21 protein-coding genes are annotated in these 20,415 nt (G+C 41.1%); 2 read left to right on the top strand and 19 right to left on the bottom strand.

What is annotated here, in order from left to right:
* Positions 1-61: 61 nt before the first annotated feature.
* From ACMX3D_RS27540 to ACMX3D_RS27510, 7 genes are all read right to left on the bottom strand, one after another.
* A complete protein-coding gene (locus ACMX3D_RS27540) occupies positions 62-1,492 on the bottom strand; it encodes a carotenoid oxygenase family protein (protein WP_482748951.1) in 1,431 nt (476 codons plus the stop codon).
* Between the two features lie 137 nt (positions 1,493-1,629).
* Complete coding sequence (locus ACMX3D_RS27535) at positions 1,630-2,001, bottom strand: hypothetical protein (protein ID WP_482748950.1); 372 nt, start codon at positions 1,999-2,001, stop codon at positions 1,630-1,632.
* On the bottom strand, positions 1,994-2,998 hold the full coding sequence (locus ACMX3D_RS27530) for an LLM class flavin-dependent oxidoreductase (protein ID WP_482748949.1): 1,005 nt from the start codon (positions 2,996-2,998) through the stop codon (positions 1,994-1,996). Before ACMX3D_RS27530 ends, ACMX3D_RS27535 begins: the two co-directional genes overlap by 8 nt.
* 12 nt (positions 2,999-3,010) lie before the next feature.
* Entirely contained in the window at positions 3,011-3,373 is a 363-nt protein-coding gene (locus ACMX3D_RS27525) for a hypothetical protein (protein ID WP_482748948.1), read from the bottom strand.
* A 198-nt stretch (positions 3,374-3,571) separates the two neighbouring features.
* Positions 3,572-3,883 carry a hypothetical protein gene (locus ACMX3D_RS27520; RefSeq protein WP_482748947.1) on the bottom strand — a complete coding sequence of 104 codons (312 nt, stop codon included), beginning with the start codon at positions 3,881-3,883 and terminating at the stop codon, positions 3,572-3,574.
* A 2-nt stretch (positions 3,884-3,885) separates the two neighbouring features.
* Positions 3,886-4,167 carry a hypothetical protein gene (locus ACMX3D_RS27515; RefSeq protein ID WP_482748946.1) on the bottom strand — a complete coding sequence of 94 codons (282 nt, stop codon included), beginning with the start codon at positions 4,165-4,167 and terminating at the stop codon, positions 3,886-3,888.
* A gap of 30 nt (positions 4,168-4,197) precedes the next feature.
* Positions 4,198-4,602: a hypothetical protein gene (locus tag ACMX3D_RS27510; RefSeq protein ID WP_482748945.1), complete on the bottom strand. Its 405-nt coding sequence runs from the start codon at positions 4,600-4,602 to the stop codon at positions 4,198-4,200.
* A gap of 1,066 nt (positions 4,603-5,668) precedes the next feature.
* On the opposite strand from ACMX3D_RS27510, the gene cysK reads away from it, so the two are divergent.
* Positions 5,669-6,613: a cysteine synthase A gene (gene cysK / locus ACMX3D_RS27505; RefSeq protein WP_482748944.1), complete on the top strand. Its 945-nt coding sequence runs from the start codon at positions 5,669-5,671 to the stop codon at positions 6,611-6,613.
* A gap of 167 nt (positions 6,614-6,780) precedes the next feature.
* On the opposite strand, the gene ACMX3D_RS27500 is transcribed toward cysK, so the two are convergent.
* The 8 genes from ACMX3D_RS27500 to fdxB form a co-directional block, all read right to left on the bottom strand.
* Positions 6,781-7,260: an ArsC/Spx/MgsR family protein gene (locus tag ACMX3D_RS27500; RefSeq protein ID WP_482748943.1), complete on the bottom strand. Its 480-nt coding sequence runs from the start codon at positions 7,258-7,260 to the stop codon at positions 6,781-6,783.
* Between the two features lie 190 nt (positions 7,261-7,450).
* Positions 7,451-8,062, bottom strand: coding sequence for a cysteine dioxygenase family protein (locus ACMX3D_RS27495; protein WP_482748942.1), 612 nt, complete (start codon positions 8,060-8,062; stop codon positions 7,451-7,453).
* A 5-nt stretch (positions 8,063-8,067) separates the two neighbouring features.
* Positions 8,068-8,286: a hypothetical protein gene (locus ACMX3D_RS27490; protein ID WP_482748941.1), complete on the bottom strand. Its 219-nt coding sequence runs from the start codon at positions 8,284-8,286 to the stop codon at positions 8,068-8,070.
* Positions 8,287-8,343: 57 nt separating this feature from the next.
* Positions 8,344-8,826, bottom strand: a complete 483-nt coding sequence (locus ACMX3D_RS27485; RefSeq protein ID WP_482748940.1) for a hypothetical protein — start codon at positions 8,824-8,826, stop codon at positions 8,344-8,346.
* 118 nt (positions 8,827-8,944) lie between these two features.
* Complete coding sequence (locus tag ACMX3D_RS27480; protein WP_482748939.1) at positions 8,945-9,541, bottom strand: cytochrome c oxidase subunit 3; 597 nt, start codon at positions 9,539-9,541, stop codon at positions 8,945-8,947.
* A gap of 279 nt (positions 9,542-9,820) precedes the next feature.
* Entirely contained in the window at positions 9,821-11,500 is a 1,680-nt protein-coding gene (gene ctaD, locus ACMX3D_RS27475; RefSeq protein ID WP_482748938.1) for a cytochrome c oxidase subunit I, read from the bottom strand.
* Positions 11,501-11,626: 126 nt separating this feature from the next.
* On the bottom strand, positions 11,627-12,622 hold the full coding sequence (locus ACMX3D_RS27470) for a cytochrome c oxidase subunit II (RefSeq protein ID WP_482748937.1): 996 nt from the start codon (positions 12,620-12,622) through the stop codon (positions 11,627-11,629).
* A 501-nt stretch (positions 12,623-13,123) separates the two neighbouring features.
* Entirely contained in the window at positions 13,124-13,417 is a 294-nt protein-coding gene (gene fdxB / locus ACMX3D_RS27465) for a ferredoxin III, nif-specific (protein WP_482748936.1), read from the bottom strand.
* Positions 13,418-14,500: 1,083 nt separating this feature from the next.
* On the opposite strand from fdxB, the gene ACMX3D_RS27460 reads away from it, so the two are divergent.
* Positions 14,501-16,090 carry a helix-turn-helix domain-containing protein gene (locus tag ACMX3D_RS27460; protein WP_482748935.1) on the top strand — a complete coding sequence of 530 codons (1,590 nt, stop codon included), beginning with the start codon at positions 14,501-14,503 and terminating at the stop codon, positions 16,088-16,090.
* Between the two features lie 143 nt (positions 16,091-16,233).
* Here the strand turns inward: ACMX3D_RS27460 and ACMX3D_RS27455 are convergent, their stop codons facing one another.
* The 4 genes from ACMX3D_RS27455 to ACMX3D_RS27440 form a co-directional block, all read right to left on the bottom strand.
* The gene (locus ACMX3D_RS27455; protein WP_482748934.1) at positions 16,234-17,040 is read right to left on the bottom strand and encodes an aldo/keto reductase; all 807 of its coding nucleotides are present in this window, start codon (positions 17,038-17,040) and stop codon (positions 16,234-16,236) included.
* Between the two features lie 103 nt (positions 17,041-17,143).
* A complete protein-coding gene (locus tag ACMX3D_RS27450) occupies positions 17,144-17,422 on the bottom strand; it encodes a hypothetical protein (protein ID WP_482748933.1) in 279 nt (92 codons plus the stop codon).
* Between the two features lie 41 nt (positions 17,423-17,463).
* On the bottom strand, positions 17,464-19,326 hold the full coding sequence (locus tag ACMX3D_RS27445; RefSeq protein ID WP_482748932.1) for an ABC transporter ATP-binding protein: 1,863 nt from the start codon (positions 19,324-19,326) through the stop codon (positions 17,464-17,466).
* Between the two features lie 5 nt (positions 19,327-19,331).
* A complete protein-coding gene (locus ACMX3D_RS27440; RefSeq protein ID WP_482748931.1) occupies positions 19,332-20,411 on the bottom strand; it encodes a glycosyltransferase family 2 protein in 1,080 nt (359 codons plus the stop codon).
* Between the last annotated feature and the right edge of the window lie 4 nt (positions 20,412-20,415).

Below are 20,415 nucleotides of genomic sequence, written 5' to 3'. Positions count from 1 at the left end.
AGAATAAATATTGACTACTGGCTGCTGAATTCTGCAACAACCGAGCAACCTAGAGATTTCTTTATGCCGACTTCCAAGTGCCGTGGAAACTAGGGGGAATGACATTTGGTAATCCTAGTTTGCAGACTGGTTCTTCGTTTAAGCGATCGCTATCAAATACCCAAACTTGACTACTATGAGAATTACCATCGTATATCACGCTGATTATCCAAGTTTGCTCAGGGTTTTGGGTATCTTGCACAGGTAGTGGTTCGGAAGTATAAAGATTTTCTTTTAAGTTTGTTTCGCTTAGGGTTTGGGTTTGGTGATCGAAACGTGCGATCGCATTTAGTAGTTCTTTACTAATATCTGTTCCTTTTTGGAATGAGGCAAAATATGTATACCGAGAGGCTTGACCGACATTGTGCTGTTGTACAGTTGGAAACTCGCAATGTCTGTCTAGTATTTGCTCAATGTTCGTAACTTTGCCAGTTTGGGGCTGAAAATGTACTCGCGTTAGTGTACTTTGAGCAGGTGTGTGAGTCTCACCTGTAGCTACTTCTTTCAGGTACTGGTTTGTTTGAAAGTCTTTGTAACGAGCAATATCTACAATTACTGAACCGTTAGCATCTACATAACCGTTGGCAAAATGCCACTGATACCAAGGTTCGGCTTCACTACGACTTACTAAAGATAACGTCTGGCGATCGAAAACTAAAATTTGAGTTCCTAGTTGAGGTCGCCACTCTAACGCATCACTATAGTTTGTTCCGAGCAGTACAGGAAAAAAATTCAGCCGTACTGGGGGAATGCAAAATACAAGATATTGTCCTGCTAAAACAAAATCATGCACTATTGGGATGCCATCAAGGGAATATGCTGATTTTTGGATAATTTTGCCAGTAAAATCGCTTTTATAAATATTTAGTCTGGAATTTAATCCTGGAGTAATACCAAAGTTAAAAATCTCCCCTGTTTGCTCGTCGCGCTTATAGTGTGCGGAATAAGTTAATCCTTTATTTAATTCTCCTAAATCATCTTCGCCCCAAGTTTCTAAAGTTTGCAAATCTAAGGCGTAGGGTTTACCTGCTTCCCACAGTGCTAAAAGTTTATTTGGAAGTGCGATCGCCGAAGTATTCGCAGCGTTTTTCACTGGTCTGAGTAATTGATTCCAAAAAGCTCCTGGTGCAGTCATACCATAGTTACCGTAAAGCAGTTTATCTGCTGCGGCTTCTGCTTTGTAGCCTGCGGTTTGCACGTAGCGATAAACTGCGGTGGCTCCGGCATTGGTAAAATGAACAGCAAGAATTGCCCCATCTCCATCAAACCAGTGTCCCATAGGCTTACCGCCACGTTCTAGGCGTGCGGGGCCATTGCGGTAAAGTGTGCCACGTAAGCCATCGGGGATTTGACCAGAGATAATTGGCAGTTGGGTGAGAGGAAATTCTGTTCCTGGTTGGGCGATCGCACCTGCCCAAGCTTTTTTGGATGATTTTTTAGTAGTCGTAGTCATCTCAAATTTAAAATCCAGTAGTAATAGCTATGTATAGAAGCTGTTCTCCTTCTTAATTTTGCTGTATGTTTCTCAGTGAAAATGCAAAAACCCAGTTTTTTCAAAAAAACTGGGTTTTAGAATGAGTAAGTATAACTCTACAGCCAATCTCGATAAGCAGAGATTTCATTTACACTAATTTCTAACGGCGCACCTTTACCAAAAGGCGGATAAACTTTGATTTTGGCATTGGTTGTAAATCTCTCTAATCGATTACCTAACTGGGGAATATTGCTGACTATATGCCAGTAAGATACGATGTCAGGGCAATCAATTACTAACATGACTTTTGTGTCTTTATCAGTAAGATACCACTGACAATTATTGAGTAGAGCTTGAGTAATGCGATCGCAACTGTAATAAAAGCATCGCCCAATCGCTTGCTCTAACTCTAAGTGCAGCATTCCATCCTCTTTTGTTACCCCATTAGAAGGTAAATCATCGGGTGGAAGCTGGTTTAATTTAGACATAATTGCGTACCTCTTGGTTGTAGCGCTGCAAACTTTCGATGTTTTTTTGCATATCAAACGATGTCGGTTTGAGCGCTAATGTACCTAGATTCAATTCGTCCTGAAATTTTTTGATTTTGTCTCGACAAGTAATAACATCACCGATGATTGAATTTTCAATCAAATAGTCTTCGTCAAAACAAATGTTTGTGCGGTCAAATGGCTTATGGCCATTGTTGGAACTATTCTGCATTACTACTGCCGAGTTAGCTTTCATTTTTTGGCTAAATTGGCGGATAAAAGGCATTGCTTCGTTAATAGCGGCTTCGTTGGTTTGTCCCACAAAAAAGAAGCGTGCTAACACAAAATTATCTGCACCACTAGGATTAATATCTCGATATTGGCTGACTGTTTTTTTCAATCTCTCTAGCGCAAAGGGTGGCCCTCCCATCAAGCTAAAGGAATTTTTTGCCGCAAATTCGATGCTTGTATCATCACCACTGGCTATATATACCGGGATTTGCTGTTGCAAAGGTTTAGGGTAAACTGTGAGGCGATCGCATTGATAATATTGCCCGTGAAATGAAACTTCCTTTTCATATAACAGCTTTTGAATCAATGCCAAGGCCTCTAGCATTCTGGCGCGAGATTCTCCCATTGAAATTGCAAAATGTTTATTTTGCTGGGGGAAAGGCCCGCCTTTGGCAACTCCAAATAATAATCTGCCATTACACAAATTATCCAAGGTAGCAATATCTTCTGCTACCCGAATCGGGTTGTGAAATGGAAGCAAAACCGCTGCGGTGCCTAAGCGAATTTTTGAGGTAGCACCCGCTAAATGTGCCATCAATAGCAGCATGGCAGAACTGAGATTGACTTCACTAAAATGATGCTCGCTCACCCAAGCTTCTTCAAAGTTTAAGCTTTCGGCTTGTCTGACTAAAGCGACTTGCTCAAAAATAGCACGGCGGGCATTTTGGTGATGATTTTCGTAATTGCAGAAAAGTCCAATTTTCATTGTTTGCTATTCTTAGGTTGCTACCATTTGCAACTCCAACCACAGGCGTGGATCGGTATCTTTTAGCTTCGATTTGGGATCTCTCACCAAGCGTTTAGCGTTCATACAAACTACTTGTACTAATCCCATATTGTCGGCTATGTCTCTGAGGATTTTTTGGTGTTCTCTGACATAGGGCAGCATTTCCTCAGAGCAATAAATACCTATGTATTGCAAGCGTCTTGGCGGTCTTCCCCAAAAACAGGTGATAACTTTCACATAACACCCGTCTAGTAGTTCCCCAACTTTTGGATAATACTCGCTGACGATTCTTTTGTATTCTTTAGCGATGATATCTTCAGTAATCATTTTAACTGATATTTCTGTAGCGTTCATCACGCTATTTAATATAACATATATTTGTTAATTAAGCATGATGTAAAGTGTGATTTATATTGCTTTTTAGTGTTAAATAATATATAGAAAATATGATTTTATAAAAGCCAAGAGAGACCAAGAACCCCAACTTCTCTGAGAAGTCGGGGTTCTGAGCTTCTTCGATATTTTCTGAATAATCAGTCCTCAATCGGTTTCTTATCGAGATTTTCGCTCTGCCACTAATACTTCAGCAACCATTTCAGGTAAATCACAAAAGTCTGAAAATCCCTCTTTTCCACTGATAGGAGAAATAAAGGTATAACTTGGGTCGCATTCTCCTGTATCGTAAACTTGAATAAACCATCGATCAGGAAAGCCTTCTACACCCAACTCGACAATGTACCAACTCTCGCCAACCAAACGAGATTTTATAATAGTAAACCACTCTCTATATTCGTCACGAATATTCCAGTCTGCTAAGAGAAACTCTAACGCTATATGTCCAGCATCAGTTGCCGTCAGTAGCATGATTACTCCTTATTAGGCACTTCAGATTTTGCAGCTTCGGAATTGTTAAAATCGGGATATAAGCCTAATTGTTTAGCAAGCTCGCGGGCTAAAAAAAACAAAAATTGAGCGCCATCTTGATTACCTTCGTGAGCAAACATTGTGGCAACTCTAGCCATAGATTCTACTAAATTAGCGTCAATTAATTCTGAATGTGCTTCTAGAACTTCTGGTTCTTGACCATTAGGACATTGTAGTAATTTATCGATTAAATCAAAATATTGGGCTTGCCGTTCTTCAGTCATAATATTTTGTAATTGTGGAGCGTGAATGGATTATTGTTCGATACTTTGTTGCCAAAGTCTTTCTAGCATTTCTACTTGTTCTTGAAATACGGCAGCGCGATGAGCTAGATACCTGTCGTATACAAGAATTCCTAACCCGATACAAACTGGGGTTAGCAAGATAAACCATTGCAGAATAACGGCAACTTTATATACAAAATCAGTAGTTAGCGGTTGGTTCACGACGTTGCGATCGCAGTAATTAACACCAGCCGTTACCGGAGGATATAAGGCTTGATTTACTTTGTTAAGCTTATTAACTTCACAAGTTAAATTCTGTGCCTTAACTAACTCTCCATGTTTTTCCCAAACTACTCTCAGGACTACCATCGCTGGAGAAATTACTATTAATGTTACTAGGCAAACTGTGAGAACATTTAAAAGTTTAACTTTCATCCTTCAGGTAGAGGCTAGGGACTAGATAAGAAATTTAGTTGGACAAAATTAGTAGGCTTTAGATCCCTGACTTCTTTGAGAAGATGGGGATATTATTCTTTACAGTTATTAGTTAGTTAATAATTACTTAGTTTTCTAAAACTTCACTTTCAAAGAATGATGATAACAAATGGATTGGTAGAAGATAGACGCAAGAAAACAATTCCCAATCCAAAATCTAAAATCCAAAATGGTATAAGAAGTCCCCCCTAGTTCACTAGCAAGCTAGAGAATTTCGGGGGGTAGAGGGGAATCTCTGCGTAAATCCTATATGTTTTATATCAGCCGACTTTCAGGGTAGCTGTTTAGTTGACGTGGATTAAGTTTATTAAATTGATTAAAGTTGTACTCAAAACCTAAAACAATTGCTATACAAGCTTTTAAAATTTATTTAGGGTAGAGGGACTAGTATTTTTGGGCAAAGGTACTAGTATTGCTTAGGTGGGGTTCGGGAATTTTTGCACTCAGGCTCAAAGCTAGACAGGCTATAGTTAGAAACGATTTTTTTTTGATAAGTTTTGATGAAGAATTTTTGTACTCAAGGTAAAGAATTCATATTTGAGCTAACTAGAATTAATCAAAAAATCAATTAAAGAAAGGGGAAATATCAAGATTTGAACACTTAATAATCTTGCTGTATTTAACTTACATTTTAGAGCTTGATATATAGAAATTTAGATATTTGATCAAACTGTTAAATAAGCTGTTGATTTCGTTGGGAGTATCTTGAAAAATATGAAGGGAATTTTTATCATCCTGCTTTGTTAGACAGAAGGTAAGCTAAATAAGTTTCAACAAACAAGCTGATGTTTAGTATCTAAGAATGCTTAAATATTGCAATTGTTAGTTAATGGTATTAGAAAATACGAATTTAGGAGTCAATTAACCAAAATTATTTCTTGGTGTTACATATTTATGCTTTAGTGAAATTAAATAGTTTTGGCGATCGCTCACCTCAGCCGTTGCCCAAACATGATTGTTATAAGTAAATATGCTGCTTTAAAATTAAAGGTTTCGGAGTTAATTTATGCGAATTGCTAAAGATGTTACAGAACTGATTGGTAGAACTCCCTTAGTTCAACTAAATAAAATTCCCCAAGCCGAAGGAGCAGTCGCTCGAATAGTTGCCAAACTAGAAGGGATGAACCCAGCCGCTTCTGTTAAAGACCGGATTGGCGTGAGTATGATCAATTCAGCCGAAGCCGAGGGTTTAATCAAACCAGGTAAAACAGTTTTAGTTGAGCCAACTTCTGGAAATACCGGAATCGCCTTGGCAATGGTAGCAGCAGCACGTGGTTACAGTCTAATTTTGACTATGCCAGAAACCATGAGCCAAGAGCGGCGCTCGATGCTTCGCGCTTATGGTGCAAAACTAGAATTGACACCAGGCCCAGAAGGAATGCGAGGCGCAATTCGCAAAGCCGAAGAAATCGTGGCGAATACACCCGACGCATATATGCTGCAACAGTTCCGCAACCCAGCTAACCCGAAAATTCACCGCGAAACCACCGCCGAAGAAATTTGGGAAGATACAGACGGCGAAGTAGATATTGTGATTGCTGGGGTAGGTACTGGCGGGACAATTACCGGAATTGCCGAAGTATTAAAACAACGTAAACCTAGTTTACAGGCGATCGCAGTTGAACCAAGCAATAGCCCTGTCCTCTCTGGTGGTGAAGCAGGCCCCCATAAAATACAAGGTATTGGCGCAGGCTTTGTCCCCGATGTACTGCGCTTGGAATTGGTGGATGAAGTTATCCGAGTTAGCGATGACCAAGCCATGATGTACGGACGCAGGTTAGCCAAAGAAGAAGGCTTATTATCAGGTATTTCTTCAGGTGCGGCTTTGTGTGCTGCATTGCAAGTAGCAAAACGACCAGAAAATGCTGGTCGTTTGATTGTGATGATTCAGCCTTCCTTCGGTGAACGTTACCTCAGCACAGCAATGTTTCAAGATTTGAGCATTAGTTAAGAAGTCAAAAGTTAAAAGGAAAAAGTAAAATTAACCCCTCTCCAAACCTCTCTCCTTTTAGGGGAGAGGCTTAAAAAGCTGATTATTACCTTGCTCCTCCCTCTCCTGACGGAGACGCTTCGCGAACGCCTTGTAGGAGAGGGAGGCTGGGAGGGAGAGGTACTTATTTAATGTTTGCAATTACCATGACTGTGGCCATGTTCATGGTCATGATGGTGATTACCGCCGTGAGCGCAGCCTTGTAAATCTTTACTCATGAGGTCTTCACTCATAGCTTGGAAAGATTCGTCTACAGGTTTTAAGCCAATCCAAGCGTCAAGTTTTTCGACTTCAAAACCAACTTCGCGGCGATCGCCTACTTGAATTAAAGGGCGGCGAATTAATAGCGGATCACGCAACATCTGTACCAAGGCGGTTTCCGCGTCGATATTTTCGGGAATAATCTCGCCTGATTTTACCTTGGGTGCAGCCCGATTAAACCATTCAGATACAGGGCGATTACCAAAAAATGACCGTAAACGCTCAATTGTCCAAGGTTCGGTTAATAAGTTGTATGAAATCACTTCATGACCAGCCGCAGTCAGCAAAACTTTTTGCCGAGTACCATTTTTACAGCCTGGTTTTTCATAAAAAATTACTCTTGCCATTGTGCTTGCTCCCAATCCACTTAATGGTTTAGGACTTACACAGAGAACCCTCTAGAAAGTGCTGAGTGCTGAGTTGAAAGTGCTGAGTAATGCCTTTCTTAGTGTGTAGTCACTTAGGCTAGGAAAGTGGTGATTGTTCCAAGGCTTAAAGCTACTGATTTTATACTCAGCACTTAGCACTTTACTCAAATTAAAACTTTCGTGCAGTTTGGGTAACTAAATCAAACTCAAATCTTTGTTTTGGATCAGTTTCCCCATAAATATTGAAAGTCACAGTTGGTTCATCACCGACTGCTTGCACGTTGTGAATTGCATCGGGAGTGAAGCTAACAATATCTCCAGCCGATAAAGTTATTTCTCCCGTTTGTTCAATTTGTCCTGGGGATTTTGAGTTGTAATTGCGTCGCCAAACAGTGTTTTTTTCTTGACCTTTTAATACCGCTACAACTCCCCAAGTGCCATGATTATGAATGGTTGAAGTTGTCCCTGGTGCAAAAGTTACTGTTTGGACAGTCAACGGAAAACCCAATTCATCATATAAGAGAAGAACAGAAGTACCTGTTTTGGGACAAGGCTCTAAATGTTGACTTCTGACCCAGTAGGAATTGGCAATTAAGCGCCTCACCAACATCCTAATTTCTGGTAGGCGGCTAGATTCATCCTCAACACCATTGAGAACATCTTCCACCTCAGTCAAAAAACGATAGAGGCGATAATTTTCTCGCAATAAATCCCATGCTCTTACAGATTTACAGATTTGATACTGACCGTCTCCAGTAAGTAGCCAATCCCTACCTTGCATAAATTTTAGAATCTAAATTGAGAAGTTGAAGGCATGACAATTACTGGTGCGGCATACCAAGGAGAATTAGTATCAGGAAGAGTCACAGGAGATAAGGGAACAGTATTTGGAAGGGGATTTTCTGGCAGGGTAAATGTGGAAAGAGGTCGAGCAAAATAAAAATTGTTCATCATGGTTTGTAAATTTTGACTGTTGAGTGTTGGCAAATATTTGTCCATAGTCATTAGTCAATGGTCAATTGTCAAATTACTCTTGAATATTGACAATTGACTCTTGACTATTCAATCTTCTTCCTCGGCTGGACGTGTCAAAATATCCAGGAGGATACCAGCACCATAATCATTTTTAGGGTCAATTTCTTGAACCCTGATGCTGATTTCTTTGGCTTGTTCTATGTCTCCTAATTTAGCTAAAACCAAACCAGTGGCAGAGTATGCATTTAAGTACAACCTGATTTGGTTTTCTTCCCTCCGATTGATGAGTATGGGTTTTAGCTGTTCCCAATTTTCAGGAAAATTTTCTGCTTTCTTAATTTTATCTAATAATTTCGATGTTGTTTGCAAGGCGAGAGAATAATTATTTTTGTAGTAAAAATATCTATATGCTGAAACTAAAATGTCTGTATTGTCTCCGGCTTCCGTGATAGCTTGTTGCATATATTTCTCGGATTCAGAATTATTATGCCAAGTATCGGCTGCTAGAATTAGTAATTTTTTGACATTTTCTGGTACTTGAAACCAAGAAAATCTGTTGGTATCGACCATAAAAATTCTGAAGTGTGAAGTATGAAGTAACGCATCTAAATAATTGGTGCGTTACGGCAAAAATAATTATTTTCGTTTCACTTAATCACTTTGTGCCGTAACACACCCTACTCATTACTTAAAACTGTGTGAGAATGTACAACAAAGAAAAGAGAACAATCCAAATGATGTCTACGAAGTGCCAGTAAATTTCTGCCATTTCGATGCCGGTGTGTTTGGTTGCTGAGTAATGACCGGGACGCTGCGATCGCTTTAATACTCCTAAAATCAATAACAGTCCCACAAATACATGCAAACCGTGGAAGCCTGTCATGATATAGAAGCAGTTGGCAAAGATATTGGCTGTCATGCCATATCCCAAGGTTAGGTATTCATACACTTGACCTAACAAGAACAGCGCACCCATGATGGCGGTAATTTTATACCATCGTTGCATTCCGGCGACGTTATTCTTTTTAATCGCTACATCACCAAAGTGAATGACGAAGCTGCTAGACACCAGAATGATGGTGTTAATTGTGGGTACGAGTAATTCTACTTCTGTTCCTTCTGGTGGCCATACTGGTGTAGTGCCGCGAAAGAACAAGTAAGTAGCAAAGAATCCGCCAAACATTAGGGATTCTGAGATGAGGAAGGTTAGTAATCCCGGAACTCGCAAATCAGGATGATGTTCGGCATCATGTCCGTGATGTTCGCTGGGCGTGGCGACTGTCATATTTTTACCATTTGAATTTCTAACAAGGGTGAGATTTGACCTCTCCCCTAACCCCTCTCCTCATAGGAGAGGGGAATTTGTCTAACTCCCCCTTCCCTCGTAGGGAAGGGGGTTGGGGGGTTAGGTTTTTAACTAAGCACTAACTTCAGGTGTTGCGGTTGGTTGTGCTTCTACCGTAATATTTTGACCTCTCCCCTAACCCCTCTCCTATGAGGAGAGGGGAATCTTTCTTACTCCCCCTTCCCTCGTAGGGAAGGGGGTTGGGGGGTTAGGTTTTAACTAAGCACTAACTTCAGGTGTTGCGGTTGGTTGCGCTTCTACACTATGGCCGTAGTCGTAGGGGCCGTGAGTTACTACTGGTAGGACTTCCCAGTTTTCAATCAATGGAGGTGAACTGGTTGTCCATTCTAGGGTCAAAGCGTGCCAAGGATTATCACCTGCTACTTCGCCTTTACTCCAACTCCAAAGAATATTGATGGTAAAGGGGATGACTGATAAGCCTAAGATAAATGCGCCGATGGTACAAATCTCATTCAAGCTAGTGAATTGGGGGTCATACATTGCGACTCGTCGGGGCATTCCTTGCAAACCTAATTCGTGCATAGGTAAGAAGGTGAGGTTTGTCCCGATGAAGGTGAGGGCAAAGTGAATGCGTCCCAAGGTTTCGTTTAGCTTGTGTCCGGTCATTTTGGGGAACCAGTGATATATACCTGCGTAAATACCAAATACGGAACCGCCAAATAAGACGTAGTGGAAATGTCCGACTACATAGTAGGTATCGTGAACGTGAACGTCAAAGGGGGCTGTTCCCATTGTCACGCCGCTTAAACCACCCATGACGAACATTGACAACAAGCCAATGGCAAATAGCATGGCGCTGGTGAAGCGGATTTTTCCACCCCAGAGGGTAGCAACCCATCCAAAAATCTTCACGCCTGTAGGAACGGCAACGATAAGGGTGGAGATGGTGAAGAACATCCGCATCCAACCGGGTGTACCACTGGTAAACATATGGTGTACCCAGACGAACAAACCGACGACGCAAATTGCCAAGCTGGAATAAGCGATCGCTTTATATCCGAAAATTGGTTTACGTGCGTGGACGGGAATCACTTCGGACATGATGCCGAAGATGGGCAGAATCATCAGATATACTGCCGGGTGAGAATAGAACCAGAAAAGGTGTTGATAGATAACGACGTTACCGCCAGCATCTGGTTTAAAGAAGGATGTGCCGAAGTTGATATCAAACAACAGCAGCACTAAACCCGCAGCTAACACAGGTGTGGAAAGAAGCGCTAGTACGGAGGTAGCTAAGATTGCCCAGCAGAATAAGGGTAATTGATCCCATTTCATACTGGGGACTTTCATCATCAGGATGGTGATGACAAAGTTTAGCGAACCCAAAATTGAGGAGGTTCCCACTAAGACAATCGCCAAAATCCATAAGGATTGGGCAATTGGTGCGGTGACTAAACTTAGAGGTGGGTACGCTGTCCAACCAGATTGCGAACCACCGAAAAAGAAACTTGCTAATAGCAACAATCCAGCCGGTGGGTTTAACCAAAAGGCGATCGCATTCAGTTTCGGGAATGCCATATCCCTAGCACCAACCATCAACGGTACTAGATAGTTGCCAAATCCCCCAATCGCACTCGGAACAATCCATAAGAAAATCATGATTGTTCCGTGATTGGTCATGAAGGCGTTATACAGATTGGGATCTAATACATCCGCGTCTGGTGTGGCGAGTTCCGCGCGAATGGCGATCGCCATTAATCCACCGATGAGGTAAAACAAAAACGCCGTGACTAGATATTGAATCCCAATCACCTTATGGTCAATGTTGAAGGTGAAGTAGTCGTACCATTTCCACGCCTTGGGATGTGCGGTGTGGGCAACTGTCACTTTGGGATTCTTATCGGGTGGCGTGTTCCGAGGTAATTCTGTTTGTGTCATAAATTTGTCCTTTGTCATTGGTCATTAGACTTCTGGCACGAATATTGGAGAACAAGAATTTTATGCCTCACGCAAAGGCGCAAAGGCGCAAAGAAAAGTTCGCAAATAACAACTTTTGCAAGAGGTCTATTGACCATTGACTATTGACCCTTGACTCTTGACTATTGACTGGATAGTTTCTGTACTTACGCCCAGGTGTTGGATGTGGGGTGCAAGGAACTCGGAGGTGGATAAGTCGGCGGGATTAATTGCGATTGCTTGTTGCAAATCGGGCTTTTGGGCGAGTTGGCTTTCTTTTAGCCAACTATCGTATTCTGCGGGTGTGTGGACGATGACTTGCGATCGCATGGAACCGTGATAGCCTCCGCACAGTTCCGCACAGACGACAGGATATGTACCTGTTTTTGTGGCGGTGAATCGCAGTTCGGTGGGGATACCGGGAAGCGCGTCTTGTTTCAACCGGAATTGTGGAACCCAAAAGGCGTGAATTACATCCTGTGCTGACAAGTTCAGCTGCACATCAGCACCAACAGGAACGTGCAATTCGCCAGTGGTAACGCCACTGTTGGGATACTCGAATATCCAAGCAAACTGCATTCCGGTAACGTTCACTACTAAATCAGCAGGTTTGCTTTGGCTGTTTTTTGCACCAATGCCTATGCTTGGGGCTGAGGTTGTTTCTGCGGTATTATTAAGGGTAGCCGCAAGAGCAGTTCCAGAAGTATGGGCAACATGAGCCGGAGAATGGGTATGACTTCCTGGCTCAAAACCTCCCATCTGATTAAAAACATCTACGCTATAGATGCCTAAGCCAATTACAATCACCGATGGGATAGCTGTCCAAAAAATTTCTAAGGGAACATTGCCCTCTACTGGTAAGCCATCAGTATCGTCCCCGCGACGGCGACGGTACTTTACTAAAAAAATCAGAATGGTTCCTTCTACAACCAGAAATAAAGCGATCGCAATGGTAAACATGATATTAAAAAATCCGTCTACCAAAGGTGCTTGTTGTGATGCTTGTTCTGGTAGTAGAGCGTGGTTGTGACCAATCCAAACACTTACTGCTGTAACTACTATGCCAGCAACTAGCGTCCATAGTGAAACAGGAATTTGTTGCATAAAAGCTCCTGTAAGTATGAAGTGTGAAGTGTGAAGTATGAAATTTTATAGTTAATGCTTCTATTTTTATACTTCAGCAGCATCAAGAACCTCATCATTTAAAACAGTACAAAAGCTTATAATCAAATTCTTCTGGTTTTTGATTTTTAACTTTTGACTTCTACTTATTAACGTTGTATCTTACTCCCTATAAAAATTGGGGGAATTTTCCAGATCTCTTCAGATCCTTCCCCCAAAAACTTAACAATATTTCTAATGACTATGGAAAGTGCGCCTTCTAGTTCTACAACAGTTAGTTGTTATAAGAGGGTGCTATTAGTTCTAATATTGAACAGTAAAATTAGCAGCAAGTATGATTTAGTTAATAATTAACAATTTCAAATTTACGCATTTGTTTACCATGAACTTTTTAACTAGTTCTAGTAAATATATAAATCCCCTCTATTTACCTTGCTTTCTACCCCCTTATCAAAACAAACACTGTGAATAGTCACAAAATATTTAGTTGTTTAATTCAGCATGGGTGTAGCAGTTCTTAGGACAAATCCGGGCGCAAGCTACGCAACCAATGCAGTTCTCTGGATGAGCAACTACCATGACTTTGCGCTCGATTTCATCATCTTCTTCATCATCTACAAATTCGCCTTCTTCATTGAGTGCTTTTAAATCTAGCACGCTATATCCACAAACTTTAATGCATCTGCCACAGCCGATACATTTATCTTTGTCAATTTCCTGGGCAAATTTAGGTGTCCAGGTCTTACCTCCAAATGTCAATCCTGTTAGTGTTGCCATGAATAAACCTTCGGCGATTTTGCCTATCTAATCGTTTGTACTTAATTTCATACTAACTTAATCTAATTGTTTTGTTTTGTTGTGAAACGATTAATTTTCCTTTCATTAAAATTTGATGACTTTTAGCCTACTTTTAAAATTTAGCCTCATTAATAAATGAGATTTTATAGCAATAATTATTAGGCATTTTTTATAAAAATGGCAGCTTTAAATTGTGCATGAACAACAATATCCCCGACTTCTTAAAGATGTCGGCGTTCTGAGCCACACCTACTAAGCTAAATAATTTACTTACCAGTTAATTACTACCTATATTAATAGTGCAATTATTTTGCAGTTTTTAGTTTCGCCAATAAAACTAGTAATTCGCTATACACAACATATGTTATTTAGTTACAAAACTATATTTTCAATTTGTATTAGCAAAGTATTGTTAATTAGTAAGAAAGATGCACGAATTATGATAATAGAGAAGAATTTAGGCATTTCAAGTAAAAATGTGACTTTTATAGCAGTTAGCTTGATATTAAATATTAAAATTATTAATAAACGATATTTTTAGAAATAATTGTGTATACAAATATTCGGCAAAAAACCTTAGGTTAAGCTTTTGAAGTCAAAAACAAAAGGTTAAGAATTAAAAAAACATGAAAGCTTAAGAAAATTTCCTAGGCTCATGATGAACAAAATCATCTAAATATTTATGAAATTTATAGTTAATGAAGAATAAATATCCGGCTCGGCTGAAAAGCCTGACAGAGCCTCTACTTGGATACTAAGTCTGAATATGGATGTGGGCAATTATCGCAGCAAGTAAATTTACTTCTTGCTAGGTAATTAATGTGGTTGACTTTTCATGTCATGTGAAAAAGCTAACTCTAAAACCTAACCCCCCAGCCCCCTTCCCTACGAGGGAATGGGGAGAAATCAAAGCCTCTCTCCTATGAGGAGAGAGGTTTGAAGAGAGGTTTTTTAGATACTGGGAAAAGTCAAACTAATGTGGTTGCGAGTGATGAATAAACAGGACACATCCAGGGGGAGACTTGAGCCAAACATCTCAACGATTAGGTGGGAAGAAGTTTTATGCCGTATACAATTCCTAACAACAGTTGCGTTGGATGTGATAACTGCCGTCCCCAATGTCCTACGGGTGCGATTCAGTTAGAAGACGATGAATATTGGATTGATCCTTGTCTTTGTAACAATTGTGAGGGGTATTATCCAGAACCGCAATGTGTAATAGCTTGTCCGACAAATTCTCCCATACCGTGGCAGGCAAAAAAGGGGAGATGTAAAGTCGAACCGCGAGACGCTACCAGCCCGGATTTATTTTCTAATGGGAAAAATAATCCTTTTGCTTCTGCGATCGCAATTTGGGAAGCGTGTAATGTATTGGCTCAACGCACATCCTTAAATTGGGAACAAGACGCAGAAGGATATCTATGTTACAGCCGCCAAGTCAGCCAAGGCAAGGGAGCGATCGCCTTTCACATTCAACATCCTTTTCAAGTTAGCGATCGCATCACTAATTTAGAAGCGATTGAGACAATGGATATTAGGGCAGCTTGTATCCATTTAATATTTGCCGCCTATGCTACAACCTTAGAACAACCTTGGGAGCAAGAATTTTCTGTAGATGAACGGCAAATCGAGAAATACTTGGGGCTAGAAAAACGCAAAGACCTGAGTAAAACTGCCAAACTCACCTTAATGAAAAATCTTGTCCAACAAGCTTGTTCGCTGTTAATTTCCATTGACTGGCCGCAGCAAGGCAAAGTCAAAGGATTTTCAGTTACCAAATCTCGCTTGTGGCACTTAGTCCATATTCAACACCACTTCCAAGAAGATGACATAGGATGCAAATACCTAGTTGGGCTAACTTTCAAAATTAGAGCCGGAGTCTGGGCGCAGTATTTCTTAAACAAACAAGCCTGTAAAGAACGCACCGCCTTTTATCAGTATGGTAGTTTGCCAAAAACCTTGTTAACCACCGTCATGAGTATTTGGCAGCAACACGAAGGCGCAGTCCGACTTATGCTGTGGTTACTCTTTAAAACCAAGATGGGTAGAGAACAACGCATCACAGTTCCTACCTTACTACGCATTGCATACGGAGAAGAAAAAGTTACCTTAGCCTCCCGACAGCGAGAAGAACGCAAACGACTGCTGCGAACATTTGAAAATGACTTAGAAGTGCTGAATCATTTGGGAATCAAACCCATGTTTGACCCCGTAACTTACCCACCAGAAATTCAACCATTGTGGGCGAAGTTAATGGGCATACCCGAAGATCCAGACGAAGCCTTAGAATTTTGGATTAATGACGGTGGTGGCGAAACCCGCTTGACAGATTCCGGCCCGCGCGGCAAATGGAACCTGCTGATGAATGCGCGGATTTTGTCATTTGAACTACCGCCAGAATGGGAACAGCAAATCTCTGACTCTGAAAAAAAGCAACGCCGCACCCTCAAGAACAGAAGACGAGTCAGAATTACAGGCGATTTAGTTGGCGAACAGATTTTAGAAGCCCGCAAAAATTTAAATCTTTCCCAACGGGAATTAGCCAAACTCACCGGCAAAAGCCAAAGCTGGATTCGAGATGTTGAAAATGGTCGCCTCAAAGCCAAAATCGAAGACCAAGCACTGTTACGCAAGGTGTTGAATCTCGCTTAACGCAGAGATATATAAATAAACACAGGTGACAATGTGCATCTGTGTTTTTATGTTTGGTGTTGCTGACGAGATGATTTTTGTCTCACGCAAAGGCGCAAAGACGCAAAGGTGAGGGTAGGCGTAGGTTGCCCTCTCATCCATAATTAAGCCCACTGAGTATCAAAGGCATCTTGGCCAGTTCCATAAACTAAATCGCCATATTGTTGCCACTTAGCTACTTCTTCAGGGGAGAGTGGCGGAGTGTGCAGAATTTTGAGGTTTTCTTTTAATTGCTGCTGAGTTTTTGGGGCGGTAAGTGCTAGGCTTACTGCTGGATTACGTAGTACATAACGGTAGCAGTCTGCTGCTGTCGGTGGTTGCATTTGCCAGTTGGGATGCTTGGTAAGTAGTGAACCCCAGCGTGTACAAGTAAATGCAACTAAAGGAATACCCGCTTTGTAGGCGTTAGGTAAAACATCTGCTTCGGCTTTGCGGTGTGCCATATTATAACGATGCATTAACACATCACACTGCTGGTACTGTATCATCTCTAACGCGATCGCTCGATTATGGGTGGTAACTCCTACATAGCGTATTCTTCCTTTTTGCTGTTGCGATCGCAATTCCTCAAGCACTGCCTGAATTTGTTTGCTATCATCACCAGGAAAAACATATTCCACAAAAAACACATCTACGCTATCAACATCAAGACGCTGGCGCACAGAGTCGAGGTAACGGCGTAAAGAATTGATATCTCTATTTTCGCTGCCGGTGGCAACTAAAACCTGTTCGCGGTTGGCTGCTAGGAGGGGTTTGAGTCCATTGAGGAAGTTGTCATACTCTAGACTATAAAAGAAAAAATAATTAATTCCGGCTGCAAAAGCTATTGAAATAGAAGTAAAGTCTAGCTGCGGTTGTGCTGCTAAACCGAGAATACTGGCTTTTTGCCCTTGACGAGTGACTAATTCCACGGTTAACTTCCTCCACTCCCTAATTTCACTATATGGGGAAGATGAAAGTTATACCATTTTGGATTTTAGATTTTGGATTTTGGATTGAGAAAGAGTTGATTGGTTAGCTTTTCAGCAATTCATTTGTCGCATTCATAGATTTTGATTTCGCATTTGGTGCTTTTGCGAAATTATTTTCTATTGCAGCAATCACATTCATAGATTTTGATTTCGCATTTGTTACTTTTGCGAAATTATTTTCTATTGCAGCAATCACATTCATAGATTTTGATTTCGCATTTGTTGCTTTTGCGAAATTATTTTCTATTGCAGCGATCGCATTCATAGGTTTTGATTTCGCATTTGTTACTTTTGCAGAATTATTTTCTATTTCAGCGATCACATTTGTAATTTTGGCGATCGCACAATACGGTGCTGTAGCAATTACGAGATATAAAAATCTTCAAGTGAATTGCTTCTATTATCGTTAGTAGCTTGGATTCCGTACATTGCTGCATATCGGCCATCCATCTGCATTAGTTCTGCGTGATTACCCTGTTCGATAATTTGACCATTTTCTATATAGAGAATTAGGTCTGCTTGTTGTGTTGTTTTCAAATTGTGGGACACTAAAAAAGTTGTGCGTCCGTAGGTGAGCCTTTGTAATGCTTCGCTCACAGCGCGTTCATTTTCGTTGTCAAGCCCTGTAGTAGGCTCATCTAAAATGATGATGGGAGCATGACGGATGGCAGCACGAGCGATCGCAATTCTTTGGCGTTGTCCACCAGAAAGTGTAGCTCCCCGTTCACCTAAAATCGTTGCATAGCCTTGGGGCAACGCCATAATAAAATCGTGAGCGTTGGCAAGTTGAGCAGCCCATTCAATTTCTTGGAAGCTTGCACCTAAACGACCATAGCTGATGTTATCTTTAACACTACCACTAAATAAAATACTGTCTTGTAAAACTATACTAATTTGCCGTCGCAGGGATTGTAATTTGTATTCGCGTAAATCGTGACCATCAATTAAAATCCTGCCTGTAATTGGATCGTATAATCTTAATAGCAAACTCACCAATGTAGATTTGCCGCCTCCAGATGGGCCGACTAAGGCTACCTGCTGACCTGGTTTAGCTTCAAAGCTAATGTTTTTTAAGATACCTTGCTCTAAAGTGTAAGCAAAGCTGACATTATCAAAGCGAATTGCCCCCCGCAAGGGTGGTGCTTCTATCGCTCCGCGTGAATCTTGAATGTCTGGGACTGTGTTCAAAATATCTAAAACACGTTCACCAGAGGCGGTTGCTTTGGCAATTTGCCCTGTGTATTTGGCAAGCTGACGCATTGGTTTGAAGGCAATTCGCAAGTAGTTGACAAACACCAGTAAATCTCCTGGCGTTACAGTTCTGTCTAATACCAGATATACGCCTCGCCATAATACCAGAGCCGTTGCTACTCCTACCAGCAATTCCACCATTCGTTCTAAAGCCGCAGAGAGTTGTTGTGCTTTGTTACTAGCTCGTAGGCTTTTGCGATTGTAATGAAAAAACACGCGCTCCAACATTTCGTGCAAGGAGAGTGCTTTGACAACTTTAATCGCACTGATAGATTCTGCGGCGGTAGCTGCCATTGCTCCCTCGCCTTGACGTTGCATTTTAACCACGCGACGAATTTTGTGTGTCAGCCGCACTGTTGAAAATAGGAACCAAGGAAAAATAGCGATCGCAATCAACGCTAATTCCCAATTCATCCAAAACATGACTAAAATCATGCCTACCAGAGTTAGAGAATTTGCCAGTAAGGGCAACACAGCCATCACTGACACTTCTCGCAGGCGTTCAATATCGGAGGTGACGCGGGTAATTAAATCACCCGTCTTGGCTTTGTTGTGGAAGGCTAATGATAACCGTTGGAGATGGCTGTATAAATCTGTACGAATCTCTGTGAGCATATTAGTAGCTGCCAGTGCCATCCCAACAACACTAAAGTAGGCAGCCGCAGCCCCTAACCCAGCGATCGCTATGATACTCACAACTAAACTGGTCAACAATACAGATGGACTCAGTTGTGAAAATGCCGCCACAAAGGGTAGATGATGTGATTTATGGCTGGTATCTGGCAGTAAAATGTAGTCAAAAATGAATTTGAGGGGCCAAGGTTCCAGCAAATGCAGAACAATTTCTGCAAGCAAAGCCCCAAAGGATAAAATTAATAGCCATTTTTGCTTGCGAAGCTGGGGGGCAAAATGTTTCAAGATTCGCCCTAATCCTGGTAAGGCGGCGCGAATGCTTTTAGAATCTGAACGGCTCATGATGTTTACTGTTTACTTTTGCCTTGTTGTACGAGTTCCCGTTCAGTGATTGCCATCGGCGATCGTGTAAAATCTTTGATTTGCGGTGATATCTTACCTTGCGAATGAGCTTTGGCATAACGACTTGTCAACAGCCGATTAAAATGACGTTCAATAGCGATCGCTTGTTGTTCTAGCCAAGGTGAATCTCCAAATGGGAGACGACGCAATAACGGTTTGAGGAAAGCATTATGTCTGCGATGACCAAGTCGTTTATACCGCTTCTTAAAATACTTGTCTTGTTTTGTCAGGTTCCACTTTTGCAAAAAGTGTTCTAAACTAGCCAATTCCCATTCATCACTCCAGCGTAAGCAGAAAAAGAAAATATCTGCCCAGTTGAAAGGTAACTCTGGCACATAAGTAACAACAGATTTAGGTTCGCAATAAACTGTCCCGCCTGCATTAGTTACGCTCATGCAAAAGTCAATGTGTTCGCGGGTATTCAGCAAACCTTCATCTAATAAACCAATTTGGTCAAAGATACTAGTGCGAACCAACATACAATGAAACTCAGCAAACTCACATTGCTGACGACGCAACTCTTCGCGGACATCAGCAACAGGACGATTCACAAAATAATGTTTTTCATGAACTTTGCGCTTAATTCCTGTTTCTGTTTCTTCTGACAAAATCCTAGCTTCTCCACCTGCTAGGTGAATGGTTTCATGAAGTGGGTTGCCAATACAAGTTAAAGGACAAACAATTGTTGCTCTTGTTTGCTGGGCGCATTCTAATAAATAATCCAACCAATTGGGGCTGACAATTACATCATTGTCCAGAAATAACAAATACTCTGTGTCTACATGAGGAATAGCCAGATTTCTAGCTTGGTTGGGAGATAAATATTGCTCTGTACGAATCAGTTTAAAGTTTTTTTCTTGCGCTTGAGCTTCTAAATACTTTTTTACTTTATTAGGTGATCCACCATCGACGTAAATTAGCGAAAAGGGTAAGTCTGTATATTTATAAATACTTTCTAAATTTTGGCAAGTTAAGCTAAATCGCTCACGCGGAGTTACAACAATAGTAATTTTTGGTAGTTTCATGGCT

The organism is Anabaena sp. TISTR 8404 (genome assembly GCF_056847745.1).
This window is presented reverse-complemented; position numbering and strand designations above follow the sequence as displayed.